The sequence below is a fragment of the Paraburkholderia sp. BGA-UO-ETr-F21 genome (assembly GCF_059567925.1).
This window is the reverse complement of the sequence record NZ_JCAQOY010000029.1, coordinates 569,641-588,413: the sequence shown is the minus strand read 5'-3', so window position 1 is coordinate 588,413 and position 18,773 is coordinate 569,641. Positions and strand designations below refer to the sequence as shown.

The following is an 18,773-nucleotide window of genomic DNA, read 5'->3' as shown; positions in this document are numbered from 1 at the left end:
CTTCTTATGATGGTGATCGGCCCCGTCGCGCGACACGGTCCCCGGGGCTGCGCATCGATGCGCAGCCCGGGTTGAGAGCATGGACCCGGTTACTCCGTTGCGTGCGCGTGCATCACACCGGAGTGCATCGACCACGCCATCCACGGACGGCGCAGCGCGACGATCGCGAGGAACGCGCATGCCGCCAGCGCGCCGAACGTCGCAAAGCCCATCTGGTAGCTGCCCGTGCTTTCCTTGGCGATACCCATGACGACCGGCAGATAGAATCCGCCGATGCCGCCTGCCGCGCCGACAATGCCCGACATCAGACCCGTACGGCCGGCCCAACGATGCGGCACCAGCTGGAAGGTTGCACCATTGCCGAGGCCAAAGGCCACATACAGGCACAACAGCAGTGTGATGCCGCCCGCCATCGAAGGCATGGCAGCGGCGAACACGAAGTCGCACAACGAGATGATCGCGAGCAGGAAGGTCAGCGCGCGCACGCCGGACACCTTGTCGGCGATCAGGCCGCCGAGCGGGCGCACCATCGCGCCGGTCGCGGCGAGCAAAGCCATGAAGAGACCCGCGTCGATCTTCGAGAGCTGATAGAGGTTGGTCAGCAGCAGCGAAACATATGAGGACATGCCGACGAAACCGCCGAACGTAATGCTGTACACCAGCATGATCGCCCACGTGTCACGCTCGGCCAGCACCGCGCGATAGCGCTTGGGCAGCACCGCGATGGCCAGCAATGCGCCGATCACCGGCAACAGCAGCACACCGGTCTTGCCGGAGCCGAACATGCCGGCTTCGACCAGCAGCACCAGCACGATCAATCCGGCGAGCGTCACCGCGAAGCTGCCGAATGCGCGCAGCACGCTGCCCGATTTCACGCCCGAATCATTGGCCCAGAAATAGAGCGTGATCGCCGCGATCGCGAGCAACGGCAGTGCGCCGCCGGCGGCCATCTGCCAGCCGTAATGCGTGGCCAGCTGCGGGAACAGGAAGCCGTCGAGCACCGCGCCGATATTGCCGGCCGCGGCGAGGCCGAGCACGAGACCTTGCACCTTCGGCGGATAGTTGCTGCCGGCCATCGGCAGCGCCACGGCGAAACTTGCACCGCCGACGCCGAGGAAGACGCCGAGCACCAGCAGCACCGTGTATGACGGCACGGACGGCATCAACGGCAATACGATGGTCGGCACCGCCGACAACAGCACGCCCATCAACGCAATGCGCTTGCCATGGGCGGATTGATACAGGTTACCCAGCGTGACCCGCAGAATTGCGGCCGACAGCACCGGCACCGCGACCAGCAGTCCCTGTTGCGCGGGCGTCATCGCAATGCTCTTGCTGATGAACGGCGCGAGCGGTCCATACAGGACCCAGACGGTAAAGCCGGTGTCGAAATAGAGGAAACACGCCACCAGCGCGCGCCAGTCCCCACTCTTTAGGGAGCTCATCACGTTTTTCATCAGATATCCTCACAAAACTGATTTTTCGACTATCCGGCAGATTGCGCCACGCGCCACGCACCGGAATGATCACGATGTTGAAAACCGGCATAAACATGCAACCTCCATGCCATCCGGCTCCGTCTTTTAAAACTTCCCTGCGTACTCGTTGAAACCTTGAAACGGTGAACGCACTCGTCGCTCTGGAACGCGTGCGGCTATCAATAAACGTCGCGTGCGTAGCGTTTTTCCTGCGCGAGGCGGCTCACGTAGTCGAGCGCTTTCTCATCGCTCATGCCGCCATGCCGCGCGACCACTTCCTTGAGCGCCGCATCGACGTCTTTCGCCATCCGGTTGGCGTCGCCGCACACGTAGAAATGCGCACCGTCTTCGAGCCATGCCCACAATTGCGCACCTTGCTCGCGCATGCGGTCCTGCACGTAGACCTTGTCCGCCTGATCGCGCGAGAACGCGACGTCGAGACGGGTCAGCACGCCGCTGTCGCGCATCGATTCAAGTTCGTCGCGGTAGTAGAAATCGGAAGCGGCATGCTGCTCGCCAAAGAACAGCCAGTTGCGTCCCGTGTCGCCACGTGCCCGCCGCTCGTGCAAGAAGCCGCGAAACGGTGCAACGCCGGTACCGGGTCCGACCATGATCATCGGCGTTTCTGAACCATGAGGAGGACGAAAGTGTGCGGACTTCTGCACGAACACGGGAACGTTGACATCGCCCGCGCGATCGGCGAGAAAAGTAGACGACACGCCTTTGCGATGACGGCGTCCGTTGCTATAGCGCACGGCGGCAACCGTCAGATGAACTTCGCCGGCATGTGCCTTCGGGCTCGAGGCGATCGAGTAAAGACGCGGTTGCAGACGCTTGAGCATGCCGGTCAATTCGGTTGCCGTGAGGCGCACCGGAAATTCGTGCAGCACGTCGGCGATCTGCTGGCCCCATAACCACTGTTTGAGGTCGGCCTTGCGCTCGGGCGCCAGCAGATCGCGTAGCGCGCCGTTATTGCTGCGTGCGGCGACAAACGCGAGCAGATCCGAATTCGGTCGCGCGATCTCGTAGTGCCTGGCGAGTGCATCGGCGAGACGCATTTCGCCCGCGCCCGCCACATTCACGGCGGCATCCGCGCTCAAACCGCTCAGCCCGATCAATTCGTCGACCAGTTCGGGACAGTTGCTTGGCCACACGCCAAGCGCATCTCCTGCTTCGTATTCGAGTCCCGAGTCGCCCGTGTGCAGCGAGAAGTAACGCGTGTCTTTCGCCGCGCCCTGCTTGTTCAGGCGCAGATTGCTCACGAGCCGCGATGCGGCGGGCCGCGTCTTGCTCGGCACCGTGCCCGGCACCACCGCGTTGACCATGCCGCCGGGCGGTACCGCGTACAGCGCGGCATCCTCTTCCTTGATGCGCACGATGATGCGATCGAGCCACGCATCCGCGCTCTCCTGATACTCGCTGTCGCAATCGACGCGGTCCATCAGCCGCAGCGCGCCTTGCTCGGCGAGCCGCTGGTCGAGCCGGCGGCCATGTCCGCAAAACTGGTCGTAGTTGCGGTCACCGAGCGCGAGCACCGCGAAGCGCACGCCGTCGAGCCGAGGCGCGCCCTCGCCGTTCAATTGCGTCCAGAAACTTTGCGCGTTGTCGGGCGGATCGCCGTCGCCGAAAGTGCTTGTCATCAACAGCACGTATTGCGCCTTGGCAAGCATTGAGGCCGGATAGTCCGCCATGCACGATGTGCGGATTTCGAAGCCCGACTCCATCAAACGAGTTGCATAGCCTTCGGTCAGCGACTCGGTGTTGCCGGTTTGCGAGGCCCACAGCAAGGTGACCTTGGGACGCGCGCGCACAATGCGCACGCCCGATACTTGCGATGCTTGCGATGCCTGCGCATGCGAGGCCGCAAGCGGAGCGGCGGCAATCGTCGCACTGCGGCTATAGAGACCGGCTAGCAAGCCGTCCACATACAGGCGGCTCGTGGTATCGAACGGAGCGTTGCCGGGCAGAACCGGCACGCTGTCGACGCCCTGCGCTTCCGCTGAACGCAGGCCGCCAACGAAGCCGGCCAGATAGACCCGCTGCTGATCGTTGAACGAAGGTGCGAGCGTCGCCGGCAACTGCAACAGGCCGGTGAGTGCATTGATACGGGGCATATCCAGATCCTCGGCGCTTGCCGATACGGTGTTCTCCTGCGCCGCGCTCACGGCTACGGCAACGGATGCCTCGGCGAGCACCGTATCGTCGTCATTCAGAAGCGGCTCCGTGCTGTCGGCCACCACCGGGCTCAACGCGACCGCACAAAACTTGAGTTCGGGCTGCTGCGAGACCGGGTCGATCGCATCGCTCGTTACGGCGTTGATGCACAGGTCGTCGCCGAATACATCGTTCCAGTGCATCGGCGCAAAGCAGTTGCCCGCGCTCACGCGCTCGGTCACGACAGCCGGCAACACCGCGCGGCCGCGGCGCGAGCGAATCTCCACCGGGTCTTTTGCCTTGATGCCGAGCGTGGCGGCATCTTCCGGATGAATTTCGACGAACGGACCGGGGTTCAGCTTGTTGAGCATCGCGACCTTGCCGGTCTTGGTCATCGTGTGCCATTGATGCTGCAAGCGGCCGGTATTCAGCACGATCGGAAACTCACGATCCGGCAATTCGGCCGGCGCCGCGTAAGCGCGCGCGAAAAACATTGCCTTGCCGCTCGCGGTCGGAAAGACGAGCCGCGGACGGCTGCCGTCCGGCAGTTCCTTGAGTGTCTGGCTCACTCCGTTGTTGAGGTAGCGAACCGGATTGCGCTCGGCGCAATCGTCCGATGCAAGCGGCCATTGCAACGGCGTTTCTTTCAAACGACGATGGCTCGCGCCGCGCAGGTCATAGCCGGTTTTGGGATTCGACGCGCGGGTGATTTCCGCGAAAACTTCCTCGGCGCTCGCGTAAGTGAAAGCCTCCGCGTAACCCATTTCGCAGGCAATGCGCGCGATGATCTGCCAGTCCGGCAGCGCAGCGCCCGGCGGCTCGATCCCTTTTTGCATCAGCGTGACATTGCGCTCGGAGTTGATCATCACGCCTTCGGCTTCGGCCCACAGCGCGCCGGGCAATAGCACGTCGGCGTATCGGTTGGTCTCCGTGTCGAGGAAAGCGTCTTGCGCGATCACGAGTTGCGCCGCGCGCAAGCCGTCGATTGCGTTCTGACGATTCGCCACGCTCGCCACCGGGTTCGTGCAGATGATCCAGCACGCCTTGATCTCGCCCGCCGCCATGCGTGTGAACATGTCGATCGTGCCGTTGCCCACTTCCGGTTTGAGCGTGCCCTTCGGAATGCGCCACAGGTCTTCGATAAACGCGCGGTCTTCTTCGACTAGCACCGAACGCTGGCCCGGCAATCCCGGTCCCATGTAGCCCATTTCGCGGCCGCCCATCGCATTGGGCTGGCCAGTCAACGAAAACGGTCCGCTGCCGCGGCGGCAAATCTTGCCCGTTGCCAGATGCAGATTGCAGATCGCGTTGGTGTGCCACGTGCCGTGCGTACTCTGATTCAGGCCCATGGTCCAGCAGCTGATCCACTCGCTCGCGGTGCCGATCATCTGCGCGGCCGCACGCAGATCGTCGAGTGCGATGCCGGTGATCTGCGCGACCTTCTCCGGTGTGTAGTCGGCGAGAAACGCAGGCATCGCGTCCCACCCCTCGGTAGCGTCGGCGATGAAAGCGGCATCCGTATGGCCGTTTTCGTGCAGCAGATGCAGCAAGCCGTTGAGCAACGCCAGATCGGTGCCCGGCTTGATCTGCATAAAAAGATCGGCCTTCTCCGCCGTCGTGTTGCGGCGTGGATCGACGACGATCAGTTTGGCGCCGGCCTTCACGCGATCCAGCATGCGCAGGAACAGAATCGGGTGACAGTCGGCCATATTCGCGCCGATCACGAAGAACAGGTCGGCATGATCGATGTCTTCGTACGATCCCGGCGGGCCGTCCGCACCGAGCGACAGTTTGTAGCCGCTGCCCGCGCTCGCCATGCACAGGCGCGAATTCGATTCGATGTTGTTGGTGCCGACGAAGCCTTTGGCGAGCTTGTTGACGAGGTACTGCGCCTCGATCGACATCTGACCGGACACGTAAAACGACAGCGCATCCGGTCCATGTTCGTCGAGCAGGCCGCGCAAACGCGCCGCGGTGGTGCTGATCGCCTGCGCCATGGGCAGCGGCGCCGGGTCCTGGCCACGCGCATGGCGCACGAACGCATCTTCAAGACGCCCGGACTTGCGCAACGCAACGTGCGCCGATTGCCCCTTCGTGCACAGCCGGCCGAAGTTGGCCGGATGCTCCTTGTCGCCGGAGATCTTCACGACCTGGCCGTCCTCGACATGCAGCACCATGCCGCAGCCAACGCCACAGTAAGGGCACACGGTTTTCACGTTAGTGGAGGACATGGCGGGCAAGATCACTCGAAAAGGTTTCAGACAATCCGTGGCTCAAACGGCGACCCACACCTGGCCGTTTTCGACTCGCGCGGCGAACGCGCCGACGGAATACGCTGGTGTTTCCAGGCACTCGCCGGTCCGCAGGTCGAAGTGATGCTTGTAGATCGGCGAAGCGACCACGATGCGCTCGCCGAGGCTGCCGATCAGCCCGCGCGACAGCACCGCCGCCTGCGAGCCGGGGTCGAAGTTGTCGATCGCGAACACGGTGGCGTCGGCGTCACCGTTGTCAACGTGAAAAACCGCGACCTGCTCGCCGTTGACAAGCGCGCAAACGCCCGTGTTGGGCACGATGTCGTCGAGCGGGCAAACCGGTGTCCAGGCGCGTGGCAGGCGATCGTTGTTCATGACGGAAGTCCTCGGTGAATGGTGCAAATCAATCAGACGGTTTCGACGACGACGGGAATCGCGGCGAGCTTCGCGTGGCGCTCCGCGGGCGTGGCCGGCCGGATCTGGCCGCGTTCCTCGACGAAAGCAACGTTGCTGTCGGATTCGCCGCTGTTGACGAAATGACGGAAGCGCTTGCGCGTTTCGGGATCGGTGACAGCCTTCTTCCATTCGCACTCGTAGGTGTCGACCACGTGCTGCATTTCCGACTCGAGTTCGTCGGCCACGCCGAGGCGATCGTTGACAACCACGTCGATCAGATACTCAAGGCCGCCTTCGAGGTTGTCGCGCCACACGCTGGTGCGTTGCAGACGGTCGGCGGTGCGCACGTAAAACATCAGGAAGCGGTCGATGTAGCGCACCAGCGTGTCTTTATCGAGGTCCGAAGCGAGCAGCTCGGCGTGACGCGGTTTCATGCCACCGTTGCCGCACACGTAGAGATTCCACCCCTTCTCGGTCGCGATGATGCCGACATCCTTGCCCTGTGCTTCCGCGCACTCGCGCGTGCAGCCCGACACGCCGAACTTGATCTTGTGCGGCGTGCGCAGGCCCTTGTAGCGGTTCTCAATCTCGACCGCGAGGCCCACCGAATCGCCTACGCCATAACGGCACCACGTCGAGCCGACGCACGACTTCACGGTGCGCAGCGACTTGCCGTAGGCGTGGCCCGATTCGAAACCGGCGGCGATCAGCTCTTCCCAGATGAGCGGCAATTGTTCGACGCGCGCGCCGAACAGATCGACGCGCTGACCGCCGGTGATCTTCGTATAGAGGCCGTATTTCTTCGCCACCTGCCCGACCGCGATCAAACCGTCGGGGGTCACTTCACCGCCGGCCATGCGCGGCACGACCGAATAGGTGCCGTCGCGTTGAATGTTGGCGAGGTAGTAGTCGTTGGTGTCCTGCAACGACGCGTGCTCCTTCTTCAGCACGAACTCGTTCCAGCACGACGCGAGAACGCTCGCCACCACTGGCTTGCAGATATCGCAGCCGAGACCATGACCGTGCTTCGCGAGCAGTTCGCCGAAGCTGCGCACGCCTTCCACCCGCACGATGTGATACAGCTCCTGGCGCGAATACGGAAAGTGTTCGCAGACGTGATTGTTGACCGCGAGACCCTGCTTCTTCATCTCGGCTTTCATCACCTGCGTGACGAGCGGCACGCAGCCACCGCACGACGTGCCGGCGCTGGTGGCGCATTTGAGTGCGCCGATGTCCGTCGCGCCCGCGCAGACCGCGGCGCATAGCTCGCCCTTCGAGACGTTGTTGCACGAGCAGATCTGCGCGCCCGCGGGCAACGCCTCCACGCCGAGCGCGGGCTTCGCGTTGCCGTCCGCCTGCGGCAGGATCAGGAATTCGGGCGACGCCGGCAGCTCGATGCGGTTCAACATCATCTGCAGCAGCGTGCCGTATTCGCCGGCGTCGCCCACCATCACGCCGCCCAGCAGGTACTTGCCGCACTCCGACACCACCAGCTTCTTGTAGACCTGCTTGCGTTCGTCGCTGAACTGGTAGGCGCGGCTGCCCGGCGTATTGCCGTGCGCGTCGCCGATGCTTGCCACGTCCACACCCATCAGCTTGAGCTTGGTGCTCATGTCGGCGCCGGCGAATTCGGCCGTGCCACCGTGCAATTGCTTCGCCACCGCGCGGGCCATTTCATAACCCGGCGCCACGAGGCCGAACAACTGGCCGTTCCATAGCGCGCATTCGCCGATCGCATAGATGTGCGGATCGCTCGTGCGGCAGGCGTCATCGATCACGATACCGCCGCGCGGGCCGAGTGTCAGACCGCTCTCGCGCGCCAGATCGTCACGCGGACGAATGCCCGCCGAGAACACGATCATGTCGGTGTCGAGGTGGCTGCCGTCCGCGAATTGCATGCGGTGCGTGCCGGCCTCGCCGTCCACGATCGCCGTGGTGTTCTTTTGCGTGTGCACCGTCACGCCCAGTTCCTCGATCTTGGTGCGCAGCACGCGGCCGCCGCCATCGTCCACCTGCACGGCCATCAGACGCGGCGCGAATTCGACCACGTGCGTTTGCAGGCCCATGTCGCGCAGCGCCTTTGCGCATTCGAGACCGAGCAGTCCGCCGCCAACCACCGTGCCCGTCTTCGAGCGCGCACCGCATTCGCGCATCGCTTCGAGGTCGTCGATAGTTCGGTACACGAAGCAATCCGCGCGTTCACGGCCCTGCACGGGCGGCACGAACGGATAGGAGCCGGTGGCGAACACGAGCTTGTCATAAGGCAGCGTTTCACCCGTCGATACTTTCACGGTGCGCGCGTCGCGATCGATCGTCACGGCCTTTGCGTTTAACTTGAGCAACACGTTTTGCCGCTCGAAGAAACCCGGCTCGACCAGCGACAGGTCGTCCGCCGACTTGCCCGAGAAGAACTCGGACAGGTGCACGCGGTCGTAGGCCGGCCGCGATTCTTCGCTCAGCACCGTGATGTCGAGGCCATGTGCGGCGTCTTGTGCAAGGCACTCGACCAGTTTGTGGCCGACCATCCCGTGACCGATAACGATGATTTTCATGACCGCGGTTTCCTCAATGTGGCTGGTTGCGAGCGCCGTCGGGCGGCAGGTGGCGAAAGCGATTCCGGAAATAAAAACGGCGTCCCGCGAACCCAGTCGATGACTGAGTTCGGGGGACGCCGTTGTCCTGACCTGTACTGCGGCGAATACTTTGTGTTGCACTCGCAGCGGATCCACGTTGATCCGATGGCAAGCCTTAATGCAAGGCCTGTGCCAATTGCACGGAATGGCCCGAAAGACGCCGTGGCGCGGGGCTTCGAGGCAAATGGCACGCGCGTGCGGCGCCCCCGGCGCGCGACGCGTTTCGATGCAGCGAAGCACACGCATGGTGCGACGCAGCACTGTGTACGTGCGCAATCGGGGCACGCATGCGGTGCGTCGACGCCAGTTCTTTCGGTGGAAGCCGAGACCCGGCAAGGCATTGAACGCACCGTCGCGCTGTATGGCGTGATCTTTGCGTAAGAGTGAACAGGTCGACGTGGCAACGCAGCCGCCATGACCTGCAGTACGAACGAATATCGGACGAAGCACAATGTTGTGATTCGTCCCACTCGAAGTCGAATACCGATACACCAGGCAGCAAACGGACAACGGCGTCCCCTCGTGACCAACACGAGCGGACGCCGTTTTTTATTTGGCTCCGGCAATTCAACTGCCGTTAGCCGACCCACAAGCGAAGGACACCGCGATGAACACGAACACCGGCAAGGTCACCTTATTGAGCGCAGGCCCGGGCGACCTCGATCTGCTCACGCTGAAAGCCGCAAAAGCGTTGGCGGCGGCCGACGTCGTGCTGCTGGACGACCTCGCGAATCCGGAGATCGTGACGCTGGCGCCGCAGGCGCGGGTGATTCGCGTCGGCAAGCGAGGCGGCTGCCGCTCCACGCCGCAAGCGTTTATCGAACGCCTGATGCGGCGCTACGCGCTCAAGGGCTTGCATGTGGTGCGGGTCAAGGGCGGCGAAGCGCTGCTATTCGGACGGGCTGGTGAAGAACTTGCGGCGCTGCGCGACGCCGACATTTCGGTCGAGATCGTCAACGGCATCTCGTCGGGGTTCGCGGCCGCCGCGGGACTAGGCATTTCGCTCACGCATCGCCGCCACTGCCACGGCGTTACTTTCATCACCGCGCATACGGAGGATCACGGCGAGCCGGACTGGGCTGCATTGGCGGCGACCCACACCACATTAGCAATCTATATGGGGATGCGGCGCATCGAGAGCATCGCGACCGCGTTGCTCGCGAGCCTGCCGGCCGACACCCCGGCAGCCGTCGTTCAGTGGGCGGGGGGCAGCAATGAGCGGCGCCTCGTGAGCCGTCTCGATCGCCTCGCCGCCGATGCGACGAGCGCGAGTTTCGGTAGTCCGGCGGTGATTCTGGTGGGCAGCGCGATCGGCGAGAGCGTCGAGTGCGCGCGGGCTGCGGATCAGGCACGGCGCGATGAAACAGTGGTCATGCAGATCGACAAGCTGATCGGGCGAGAGTTCGTTGCACAGGCGGCGTAAAAGCGCTCAGGCGCAGAGATTACCGAAATAACTGCGGTCGGAAAGAGTGCTCAGTACGGCAGTATGGCTGCGCAGGTTGTAGATTCGCGCCGGGCGACCTTCGCTATAAAACGCGGTTCTGTGAAAACTGTCTCCATGCGGCCTGAAAACAGACTCTCCTGAAGATGAATTCTCTCAGGACTTCAAATTGCTCACTAACAAGAATGGACGGAAAGGAATAGACGGACACACAGAACACACACTGGGGAAAATCGGATGGGCCATCAACGAGCCACACGCCTTCTGATCGCAGACGACGACGCGAATCTGCTGGCCGCTTACGTACTCTTTTTCAGCGCACATGGTTTCGACATCAGGACCGCGCGCAACGGCCTCGACGCACTGGCGCAATACTGCGCCTGGCATCCGGAGGCCGCGTTGCTGGACGTCGAAATGCCGCGCCTGGACGGTCGCGCGGTCGCGCGGCGAATCCGCTACGTGGGCGACGTGCCCGCGCCCATGCTGGTGGCGGTTACCGGGCTCGAGCGCGACGAGGAAAAGAGCGAGTCGCTGCGTTCGGGCTTCAATCATCACTTCGTCAAACCGGTGCCCATGCCGGTCATTCTTGCCGCGTTGAACGGGCGGATCCGCCATTAAGTCCGAGACCGGCGGCTTGTGCCTCGTTGCGCCGGCAACGTTGCGCTGGACATTTTGACCGGCCTCTTCCCGCGTTTGCCGAGGTTGCCGACCCTGCCGACCTGGCCGACGCACTGGCCACCCAACGCCGTCAGTCGCCGAAACCCAGTTCCGCGTCCACCGACTGCCCCACGCGCAGCCGCTGCCCAGCCCCGCGTGCGACAAGTGCATTGTTTCCGAACGTAATCGCCCCGTTTCGCTGCGGATTCGCGCGATAGACACTCATCGTGTCGGTCGGCTCGTTCGGCCAGTCCGGATCGGGCGCGCCTTTGGCCTGGTCGATGGTGGGCATCGGGCAGCGCGAGCACGGCTTCACCAGTTGCAATTGCACGTTCTCACCCGCCTCCCCGTCGATGCTCAGCGTCTCCACGTAATCCTCTTCGTACGCGTCGAGCCCCGTCAGCACGACATTGGGGCGGAACCGGTTGATCGGAATCGCCGGTGCGCCCTTGCCGCTCAGCCGCGTGTTCAGATCGTCGAGCGACGCCTGACCGATCACCAGCAGCGGAAAACCATCGGCAAAGTGCGTGGTTGCGCCGCCCACGCTATCCGTATAGTCCGGATCGACAATGCGCTCCCGCTCGGGATCGAAGCGCAGCAGGCGCGCGGGCACGCCGAGAAACGCCGAGAACCATTCCGCGCTTGCCGCGCCGGTGTCGAGTCCATAAGCGGCATCGCGCCAGACCTGCGTCTGCACCGCGCTCGGCGCGTCGAGCCGCGCGCTGTCCAGCGGCGTGCGCAATTCGCTCATGCCCGGCGCGCGAATCACGAGATCTTCGGCGCCGATTTCGACCTGAATCAGCGCCATGCGCGGATACGCGCGCTGCGTGAGCATGGCGCCGGCCGGGTCGGTGACCATCCAGCAGCGGTCGTATTCGAGGCCGGTGGCGAACAGACGCGCCTCATGCAACGCAATGCCCGCGCAGGATTTGATCGGATAGACAAAAAGCTCGCTGATGGTCGCCATGGAGTGGGGGCACGTGGGGAGCGTGCGAATTGTTGTGTTTAAGTCGCGATTGTAAAGCCCTCTACTCCCATCCTTCCAGCCGTAATGTCGCCCGCACGAGCCGCTGCTCTTCCTGTTCGATCTATCAACTGCTCGGCAACGAACTCGACGGCCCGCGCGGGCGCATCTATCTGATCAAGCAGATGCTGGAGGAAGAGCCGGTCACGCAGAAAATCCAATTGCACTTCGACCGGTGCCTGAGCTGCCGCAATTGTGAAACCACCTGCCCGTCCGGTATCACCTGTCATGCGCTGCTCGATATCGGCCGTGCCGAGCTGGAGCGGCGCATCGAGCGGCCCTTGCCGGAACGCTTGCTGCGCGAGGGTTTGCGCCGCGCGATCCCGCATTCCGTGGTATTCGGCGCGCTCCTGAAGACCGGCCGCGCGACGCGGCCGTTTCTTCCGGCCGCGCTTGGACGTAAAATCGCGAGGCAAAGCGTTCGGCCAAATGCTGGGACAAACCCAAGGCCGGCGCCGCGGCATCCGCGCACAATGCTGATGCTGGAAGGCTGCGTGCAACCCGCGCTGTCACCGAACACCAACGCGGCCGCTCGGTCAGCTGCAAGCAAGCTTGCCAGGGCAGACTCAGCAAAGAATCGCGTTTCACTGCCCCTGCACGTTGCAGCATGCTCAGAAGCTGGGCGGCGCGGTCGAGTCGATCCTGCAACAACTCGGCTTCGATCTCACCGCCGTGCCCGACGGCCATCTGTGCTGCGGCTCGGCAGGCACGTATTCGATTACCCAGCCCGAGCTTGCGCAAAGGTTACGCAAAGGCTAGGCAAAAACCGGCTCGACGCGCTGGAAAGCGGCAAGCCGGAGCTGATCGTCACGGCCAATATCGGCTGCCAGATGCATCTGGACGGCGCCGGGCGCACGCCGGTGCGCCACTGGATAGAACTTGTAGAAGCATCCTTACCATAAACGAACCAGGAAATTCATTATGCTGAGCAAACCTGTGCTGACCCTTGCCGAAACGACCCGCATTCTCGAAGCCGCCCGCGCGGAAGCCGAGCAGAACAAGTGGGCCGTCGCCATCGTGGTGGTGGACGACGGCGGCCATCCGCTCGGAATGCTGCGCCTCGACGGCAGCGCGCCGGCCAGCTCGTATATCGCGACCGAAAAGGCCCGCACTTCGGCGATCGGACGGCGCGAAACCAAGGTATATGAAGACATGATCAACAACGGCCGCACCGCATTCCTGAGCGCGCCGCTGCAAGGCACGCTGGAAGGCGGCGTGCCGGTGATCGTCGACGGCCAGGTGGTCGGCGCGGTCGGCGTGTCCGGCGTCAAGTCGGATCAGGACGCGCAGATCGCCAAGGCCGGGATTCAGGCTATCGCCGCTTAAATTCGCCTGCCGCTCGAAGCGGCGGCGATCACCAAAAGAAGCTAAACCGTTGCACAACGCGGGCCGATGCCCCCTCATCGGCCCCATTCAGATAGATGGAGCAGTCGATGACTCAGATGAACCCGCGCGGCGGACTGCAAGTCGCCGCCAACCTCGACCAGTTCGTCGAAACCGAAGCCCTGCCCGGCACCGGAATCGACAGCGCTGAATTCTGGTTGGGCTTCGACGCCCTCGTGCATGAGCTGACGCCCAAAAACCGTGCGTTGCTCGCCGAGCGCGACCGCTTGCAAACCGAGCTGGACAACTGGCATCGCGCCAATCCGGGTCCGGTGCGCGATCTGCGTGCGTACCGCGCGTTTCTGGAGGGCATTGGCTATATCGTGCCCGTGCCTGCCGGCGTCAAAGCCACGACCGACCACGTGGACACCGAAATCGCCGAACAGGCCGGCCCGCAACTGGTGGTGCCGCTGTCGAACCAGCGCTATGCGCTGAACGCGGCGAACGCGCGCTGGGGCAGCCTGTACGACGCGCTGTACGGCACCGACGCGATTCCCGAGAACAACGGCGCCGACAAGCAGAAGGCCTTCAACCCTGTGCGCGGCGCCGCGGTGATCGCCTATGCGCGCAAGTTTCTCGATCAGGCCGCACCGCTCGCGAACGGCTCGCATGCCGACGCGACCCACTATGGCGTGGAAGGCGGCAAGCTGATCGTCACGCTGAAGAACGGCAAGAGCGAACTGAAGACGCCGGCGCAATTCATCGGCTATCAGGGTGAAGAAAGCGCGCCGTCCGCAGTGCTGCTCAAGCACAACGGCCTGCACTTCGAAATCCAGATCGATGCGAACGACTCGATCGGCAAGACCGATTCGGCGCATGTGAAAGACGTGGTAGTCGAAGCGGCGGTGAGCACGATCATCGACTGTGAAGACTCGGTCGCGGCCGTGGATGCGGACGACAAGGTCCAGCTCTACCGCAACTGGCTCGGCCTGATGAACGGCGATCTGGCCGAAGAGGTCACGAAAAACGGCAAGACCTTCACGCGCCGGCTGAACGCCGACCGCGTCTACACCGCCGCGAATGGCACGGCGCCGGTCGTGCTGCATGGCCGCTCGTTGCTGTTCATCCGCAACGTCGGTCATTTGATGACCAATCCGGCGGTGCTGACGAAAGACGGCCACGAGATTCCGGAAGGCATTCTCGACGCCGTGATCACCTCACTGTGCGCGTTGCACGACCGCAAGCACAAGCTGAATTCGCGCACCGGCTCGATCTATATCGTCAAGCCGAAGATGCACGGCCCGGCCGAAGTCGCCTTCGCGAGCGAGTTGTTCGCGCGCGTGGAAGACCTGCTGAAGCTGCCGCGCAACACGATCAAGATGGGCATCATGGACGAGGAGCGCCGCACCAGCGTGAACCTGCTCGCCTGTATCGCCGAAGCGTCGGAGCGTGTCGCGTTCATCAACACGGGTTTCCTCGACCGTACCGGCGACGAGATGCACACGGCCATGGAAGCCGGTCCGATGCTGCGCAAGGGCGACATGAAGTCGAGCGCCTGGATCGCCGCTTACGAGCGCAGCAACGTGCTGGTCGGTTTGAGCGCGGGCCTGCGCGGCCGCTCGCAGATCGGCAAGGGCATGTGGGCGATGCCTGATCTGATGCACGCCATGCTCGAACAGAAAATCGCGCACCCGAAGGCCGGCGCGAACACCGCATGGGTGCCCTCGCCGACCGCCGCGACGCTGCACGCGTTGCATTACCACCAGATCGACGTACAAGCGGTGCAGCAGGAACTGGAACGCACGGACTACGCGAAGGTGCGCGACGAACTGCTCGACGGCTTGCTGACGATTCCGGTCGTGGCCGAGGCAAAGTGGAGCGACGACGAGATCCGCAGCGAGATCGACAACAACGCACAGGGCATTCTCGGCTATGTGGTGCGCTGGATCGATCAGGGCGTGGGCTGCTCGAAGGTGCCCGACATTCACAACGTCGGCCTGATGGAAGACCGTGCCACGCTGCGTATTTCCAGCCAGCATATCGCCAACTGGCTGTATCACGGCGTGGTGAAGCGCGATCTGGTTGAAGAGACATTCAAGCGCATGGCGAAAGTGGTCGACGAGCAGAACGCGGGCGACCCGCACTACAAGCCGATGGCGCCGGGCTTCGACACGATCGCTTTCAAGGCCGCGCAAGCGCTGGTGTTCGAAGGACGCCAGCAGCCGAGCGGCTACACGGAACCGTTGCTGCACAAGTTCCGGCTGAAAGTGAAGAAAGAAGCCTGAGGACTGGCTTGCCGGGCCGCGCGTGAAGCGTGGGCCGGCTGAAAGAAAGACGGGCGCCGCGTGGTTAGCGGCGCCCGTTTTAATGTGCGCGATACTGCTGCGCGTTGCTTCTGCGTGATGAGTTTCGCGGGAGTTTCGCGAGCGCATGGCGCTCTCGAACGAGCGCGGCGCGCATCAGCCGCCTGCGCTAGCCGTGGCGGCCTTCAAAGTGGATCAAGCCGCTTCCGCCGTATATTGCGCCGGCACACCGTCCTGCATGTTGGTCTGCATATACGCCTGCAAATAAGCCTCGAATTCCGCCTTCACTTCCGGATGACGCAGCGCGAATTCCACCGTCGCTTTCAGATACCCAAGCTTGCTGCCGCAATCAAAACGCGTGCCGAAATAGCGATAAGCCAGCACCTGCTCTTCGGTCAGCAGCGATTGCACTGCATCGGTCAATTGCAGCTCACCGCCCGCACCCGGCTTCAACGCGCGAATATGTTTGAAGATGGTGGGCATCAGCACATAACGGCCCACCACGCCGAGATTCGACGGCGCCTTGTCCGGCGCCGGCTTCTCGACGATGCCCGACAGCTTGATCACGTTGTCTTCCCACTCGCGGCCATCCACCACGCCGTACGAGCGGCTGTCTTCACGCGCGATGGTTTCGACGCCGATCACCGAGCTGTGATAGTGATTGAAGGTATCGACCAGTTGGCTCATCACCGGCTTCGAGCTGTGCAGCAGGTCGTCGGCCAGAATCACCGCGAACGGGCTGTCGCCCACCAGTTTTTCGGCGCACAGCACCGCGTGGCCAAGACCGAGCGCTTCGGCTTGACGCACATAGAAACAGTCGACATTGGCCGGCTTGATGCTGCGCACCAGGTCGAGCAGCTTCTGCTTGTTACGCGCCTCGAGTTCTGCCTCGATCTCGTAAGACTTGTCGAAATGATCTTCGATGGCGCGCTTGCTGCGGCCCGTCACGAAGATCATCTCGGTGATGCCGGCGGCAATCGCTTCTTCGACCGCGTATTGAATCAGCGGCTTGTCGACGATCGGCAGCATTTCCTTAGGACTTGCCTTGGTAGCCGGCAGGAATCGTGTCCCGAGGCCCGCTACGGGAAACACGGCTTTGGTGACTTTCAGCATGGTAGGCATTCCCACATCGGTTAGAAATTAGTGTGTTCGCGGGCCAGGCGGCCAATCGATTTCGCCGGAAAGGCTAGCAAAAAATGACGTCAGTGCCCACGTGAAATTTCCTCAATCAGAATAAATAAAGCCATTCAATTTCGATATGCAGCGTGGCGATAAGCAACAATTACATATGGAAAATCGATTTATTTTTCGCAGATTCAGAAATTTCTACATATCCTGACAACTGGCCTACGGGCGCGTGAGGCGCGCCGGCATATGGGCCGTTCGCGCCCGCCAGACGCCTCGCGAGCCGCGTTATTCGTTGTCGTCGAGCTGGGGCAGCTTGCCCGGATTCATGCGAAAACGGCGGATCGGCTCGTTGCGCAGCGCCTCCCGATAGGCGGAGGCGGCGACAAGGATCAGCAGCACGGCAATGCCGGCGAGTAAATGCAGGTTCATGACTTCACCTCGGGTCAAGAGAATCCGTCACTCAAATTAGCACGACAAAAGCGGTAAATAATTCGCCGCTACATCCGGATATATGCAATTACAATTCGTCACAAAATTGCCGTCTAATTCAATTCAGCGCGCAATTTTTTTATCGATTTTTTGCCTGCGCCGTGCACTAGCATGTCATGCACCGTGGACGCGTACGCCGTCCGCGCGAACCCGCTTTTTCCTCCGTCAGAATAAGGACCGCGCATGAGAGACTCTGCACTGGATGCCGCCGGCTCATCCCTGCCCCTCTCCCCGCCCCGCACGAGCGCCGCGTCGCGCACTCACAGCGAAGCACGCGCGAACAGCGCGGGCAAGGAGCATGTCATCGACGCCATGCGGGGCTTCGCCGCCTTGCTGGTGGCCTATTTTCATTGCCGCCAGGTCGAATGGGTGGGCATGCAGGCGTTTCACCAGAGCGTGGGCCACGCCTTCAGTTTGAACGCGATCGCCGCGTATCTGACCTTTCCGATTGCGTGGGGCTCGGCGGGGGTGCCGATTTTCTTCGTGATTAGCGGCTATTGCATTCACCGCGGCGGCGCGCTGCGGCTCGCCGGAAATCCGGACTACCGGCTCGATACGGGCAATTTCTGGGTGCGCCGCTTCGCGCGCATTTATCCCGTGCTGCTCGCGGCGCTCGTGCTGACCTTCGCGCTCGACTGGTTCAGCCTGCAACTGCCGCCCGTCAGTCACAAGATCCGCGAGATCGGCCTGCAGGCCTTCCTCGTCAACCTGTTCTCGCTGCAGGGCGTGGCCGGTCACACATTCGGCTCGAACGGCGCGCTCTGGACGCTATCGCTCGAAGTGCAGTTCTACGCGATCTATCCGCTGCTGTTCGCGCTGCGCCGGCGCATCGGCATGACCTCCGTGCTGGCGATCGTCGCGGTGATCAACGTGGTGTCCGCCTACATGCTGGAGCGTCACGACATTCAGTTCTTCACGTCCTATTGGTTTTCATGGACGCTCGGCGCATGGATCGCCGACGCCCGAGCGCGCAGCGCGCCGCATGCCCGCTCGCCGGTGTGGCTCTACGCGCTCGCCGCCGGATTCGTCGCGCTCGGTTGCGCGGCGTTCCATTTCGGTCAGTACGGTGCATTCCAGTTGTGGGCGATCGGCTTCGCGTTCTACCTGTACAAGGCGCTCGACCGCGGCAACGCGGACCGCAGCCCCGGAGCCGGCATGCGCCTGCTATCGCGGTTCGGCGATTTCAGCTTCTCGCTGTATCTGATCCATCTGCCGATCTTCGTGCTGCTGTCGTCGCTGCTGTTCCGCTCGTCGCTGCAAATGTCGATCTGGCCGTCGTTCGCCTATATGCTGGTGGCTGTGCCTGCCGCTTACGTGTTCTACCGGCTGGTCGAGCTGCCGGCCATGAAGTGGTCGGCCAGTTTCAAGCCGAAAGCGGCGCTAAAACAGGCCTGAACGAGAGCAACCAGCCCGCGCGATAAAAAAAACGGAGCGAAGGTCCTTGGACTTTCGCTCCGCTGCGCAAACGGCAGGGACTGGCCGAGCCCCTGCCTAC

At 62.8% G+C, this 18,773-nt stretch carries 13 protein-coding genes and 1 pseudogene; 7 read left to right on the top strand and 7 right to left on the bottom strand.

What is annotated here, in order from left to right; translation table 11 throughout:
* Positions 1–89: 89 nt before the first annotated feature.
* From AC57B1_RS19050 to nirB, 4 genes are all read right to left on the bottom strand, one after another.
* Positions 90–1,457: an MFS transporter gene (locus tag AC57B1_RS19050; RefSeq protein WP_091794240.1), complete on the bottom strand. Its 1,368-nt coding sequence runs from the start codon at positions 1,455–1,457 to the stop codon at positions 90–92.
* 200 nt (positions 1,458–1,657) lie between these two features.
* Entirely contained in the window at positions 1,658–5,863 is a 4,206-nt protein-coding gene (locus AC57B1_RS19045) for a bifunctional nitrate reductase/sulfite reductase flavoprotein subunit alpha (RefSeq protein WP_496418288.1), read from the bottom strand.
* Between the two features lie 42 nt (positions 5,864–5,905).
* Complete coding sequence (gene nirD / locus AC57B1_RS19040; protein WP_091794244.1) at positions 5,906–6,259, bottom strand: nitrite reductase small subunit NirD; 354 nt, start codon at positions 6,257–6,259, stop codon at positions 5,906–5,908.
* 32 nt (positions 6,260–6,291) lie between these two features.
* Complete coding sequence (nirB, locus tag AC57B1_RS19035; RefSeq protein WP_496418287.1) at positions 6,292–8,832, bottom strand: nitrite reductase large subunit NirB; 2,541 nt, start codon at positions 8,830–8,832, stop codon at positions 6,292–6,294.
* Here nirB and AC57B1_RS19030 point away from each other — a divergent pair.
* From AC57B1_RS19030 to AC57B1_RS19020, 3 genes are all read left to right on the top strand, one after another.
* Complete coding sequence (locus AC57B1_RS19030; RefSeq protein ID WP_496418286.1) at positions 8,809–9,294, top strand: hypothetical protein; 486 nt, start codon at positions 8,809–8,811, stop codon at positions 9,292–9,294. The two genes, nirB and AC57B1_RS19030, sit on opposite strands and share 24 nt — an antisense overlap.
* Before the next feature lie 226 nt (positions 9,295–9,520).
* Complete coding sequence (cobA, locus tag AC57B1_RS19025) at positions 9,521–10,336, top strand: uroporphyrinogen-III C-methyltransferase (RefSeq protein ID WP_496418285.1); 816 nt, start codon at positions 9,521–9,523, stop codon at positions 10,334–10,336.
* A gap of 255 nt (positions 10,337–10,591) precedes the next feature.
* Complete coding sequence (locus tag AC57B1_RS19020; protein WP_408303497.1) at positions 10,592–10,972, top strand: response regulator; 381 nt, start codon at positions 10,592–10,594, stop codon at positions 10,970–10,972.
* Positions 10,973–11,102: 130 nt separating this feature from the next.
* On the opposite strand, the gene AC57B1_RS19015 is transcribed toward AC57B1_RS19020, so the two are convergent.
* Positions 11,103–11,978, bottom strand: a complete 876-nt coding sequence (locus tag AC57B1_RS19015; protein ID WP_496418284.1) for an MOSC domain-containing protein — start codon at positions 11,976–11,978, stop codon at positions 11,103–11,105.
* A gap of 107 nt (positions 11,979–12,085) precedes the next feature.
* On the opposite strand from AC57B1_RS19015, the pseudogene AC57B1_RS19010 reads away from it, so the two are divergent.
* The 3 genes and pseudogenes from AC57B1_RS19010 to AC57B1_RS19000 form a co-directional block, all read left to right on the top strand.
* Positions 12,086–12,937, top strand: a pseudogene (locus AC57B1_RS19010) (heterodisulfide reductase-related iron-sulfur binding cluster); the annotation flags it as partial.
* Positions 12,938–12,956: 19 nt separating this feature from the next.
* Positions 12,957–13,361: a heme-binding protein gene (locus tag AC57B1_RS19005; RefSeq protein WP_091794256.1), complete on the top strand. Its 405-nt coding sequence runs from the start codon at positions 12,957–12,959 to the stop codon at positions 13,359–13,361.
* 107 nt (positions 13,362–13,468) lie between these two features.
* Complete coding sequence (locus AC57B1_RS19000) at positions 13,469–15,643, top strand: malate synthase G (RefSeq protein ID WP_496418283.1); 2,175 nt, start codon at positions 13,469–13,471, stop codon at positions 15,641–15,643.
* A 213-nt stretch (positions 15,644–15,856) separates the two neighbouring features.
* Here AC57B1_RS19000 and galU read toward each other — a convergent pair whose 3' ends face one another.
* On the bottom strand, positions 15,857–16,774 hold the full coding sequence (gene galU, locus AC57B1_RS18995) for a UTP--glucose-1-phosphate uridylyltransferase GalU (RefSeq protein WP_091794260.1): 918 nt from the start codon (positions 16,772–16,774) through the stop codon (positions 15,857–15,859).
* A gap of 300 nt (positions 16,775–17,074) precedes the next feature.
* The gene (locus tag AC57B1_RS18990; RefSeq protein WP_007181947.1) at positions 17,075–17,218 is read right to left on the bottom strand and encodes a hypothetical protein; all 144 of its coding nucleotides are present in this window, start codon (positions 17,216–17,218) and stop codon (positions 17,075–17,077) included.
* 243 nt (positions 17,219–17,461) lie between these two features.
* Between AC57B1_RS18990 and AC57B1_RS18985 the strand changes: the two genes are divergently transcribed.
* A complete protein-coding gene (locus tag AC57B1_RS18985) occupies positions 17,462–18,673 on the top strand; it encodes an acyltransferase family protein (protein ID WP_496418282.1) in 1,212 nt (403 codons plus the stop codon).
* Positions 18,674–18,773: the final 100 nt, after the last annotated feature.

Coding starts and splice junctions, on each gene's coding strand:
- AC57B1_RS19050 (WP_091794240.1), bottom strand. CDS start 1,457: ATGAAAAACGTGATGAGCTCCCTAAAGAGTGGGGACTGGCGCGCGCTG.
- AC57B1_RS19045 (WP_496418288.1), bottom strand. CDS start 5,863: ATGTCCTCCACTAACGTGAAAACCGTGTGCCCTTACTGTGGCGTTGGC.
- nirD (WP_091794244.1), bottom strand. CDS start 6,259: ATGAACAACGATCGCCTGCCACGCGCCTGGACACCGGTTTGCCCGCTC.
- nirB (WP_496418287.1), bottom strand. CDS start 8,832: ATGAAAATCATCGTTATCGGTCACGGGATGGTCGGCCACAAACTGGTC.
- cobA (WP_496418285.1), top strand. CDS start 9,521: ATGAACACGAACACCGGCAAGGTCACCTTATTGAGCGCAGGCCCGGGC.
- AC57B1_RS19020 (WP_408303497.1), top strand. CDS start 10,592: ATGGGCCATCAACGAGCCACACGCCTTCTGATCGCAGACGACGACGCG.
- AC57B1_RS19015 (WP_496418284.1), bottom strand. CDS start 11,978: ATGGCGACCATCAGCGAGCTTTTTGTCTATCCGATCAAATCCTGCGCG.
- AC57B1_RS19005 (WP_091794256.1), top strand. CDS start 12,957: ATGCTGAGCAAACCTGTGCTGACCCTTGCCGAAACGACCCGCATTCTC.
- AC57B1_RS19000 (WP_496418283.1), top strand. CDS start 13,469: ATGACTCAGATGAACCCGCGCGGCGGACTGCAAGTCGCCGCCAACCTC.
- galU (WP_091794260.1), bottom strand. CDS start 16,774: ATGCTGAAAGTCACCAAAGCCGTGTTTCCCGTAGCGGGCCTCGGGACA.
- AC57B1_RS18990 (WP_007181947.1), bottom strand. CDS start 17,218: ATGAACCTGCATTTACTCGCCGGCATTGCCGTGCTGCTGATCCTTGTC.
- AC57B1_RS18985 (WP_496418282.1), top strand. CDS start 17,462: ATGAGAGACTCTGCACTGGATGCCGCCGGCTCATCCCTGCCCCTCTCC.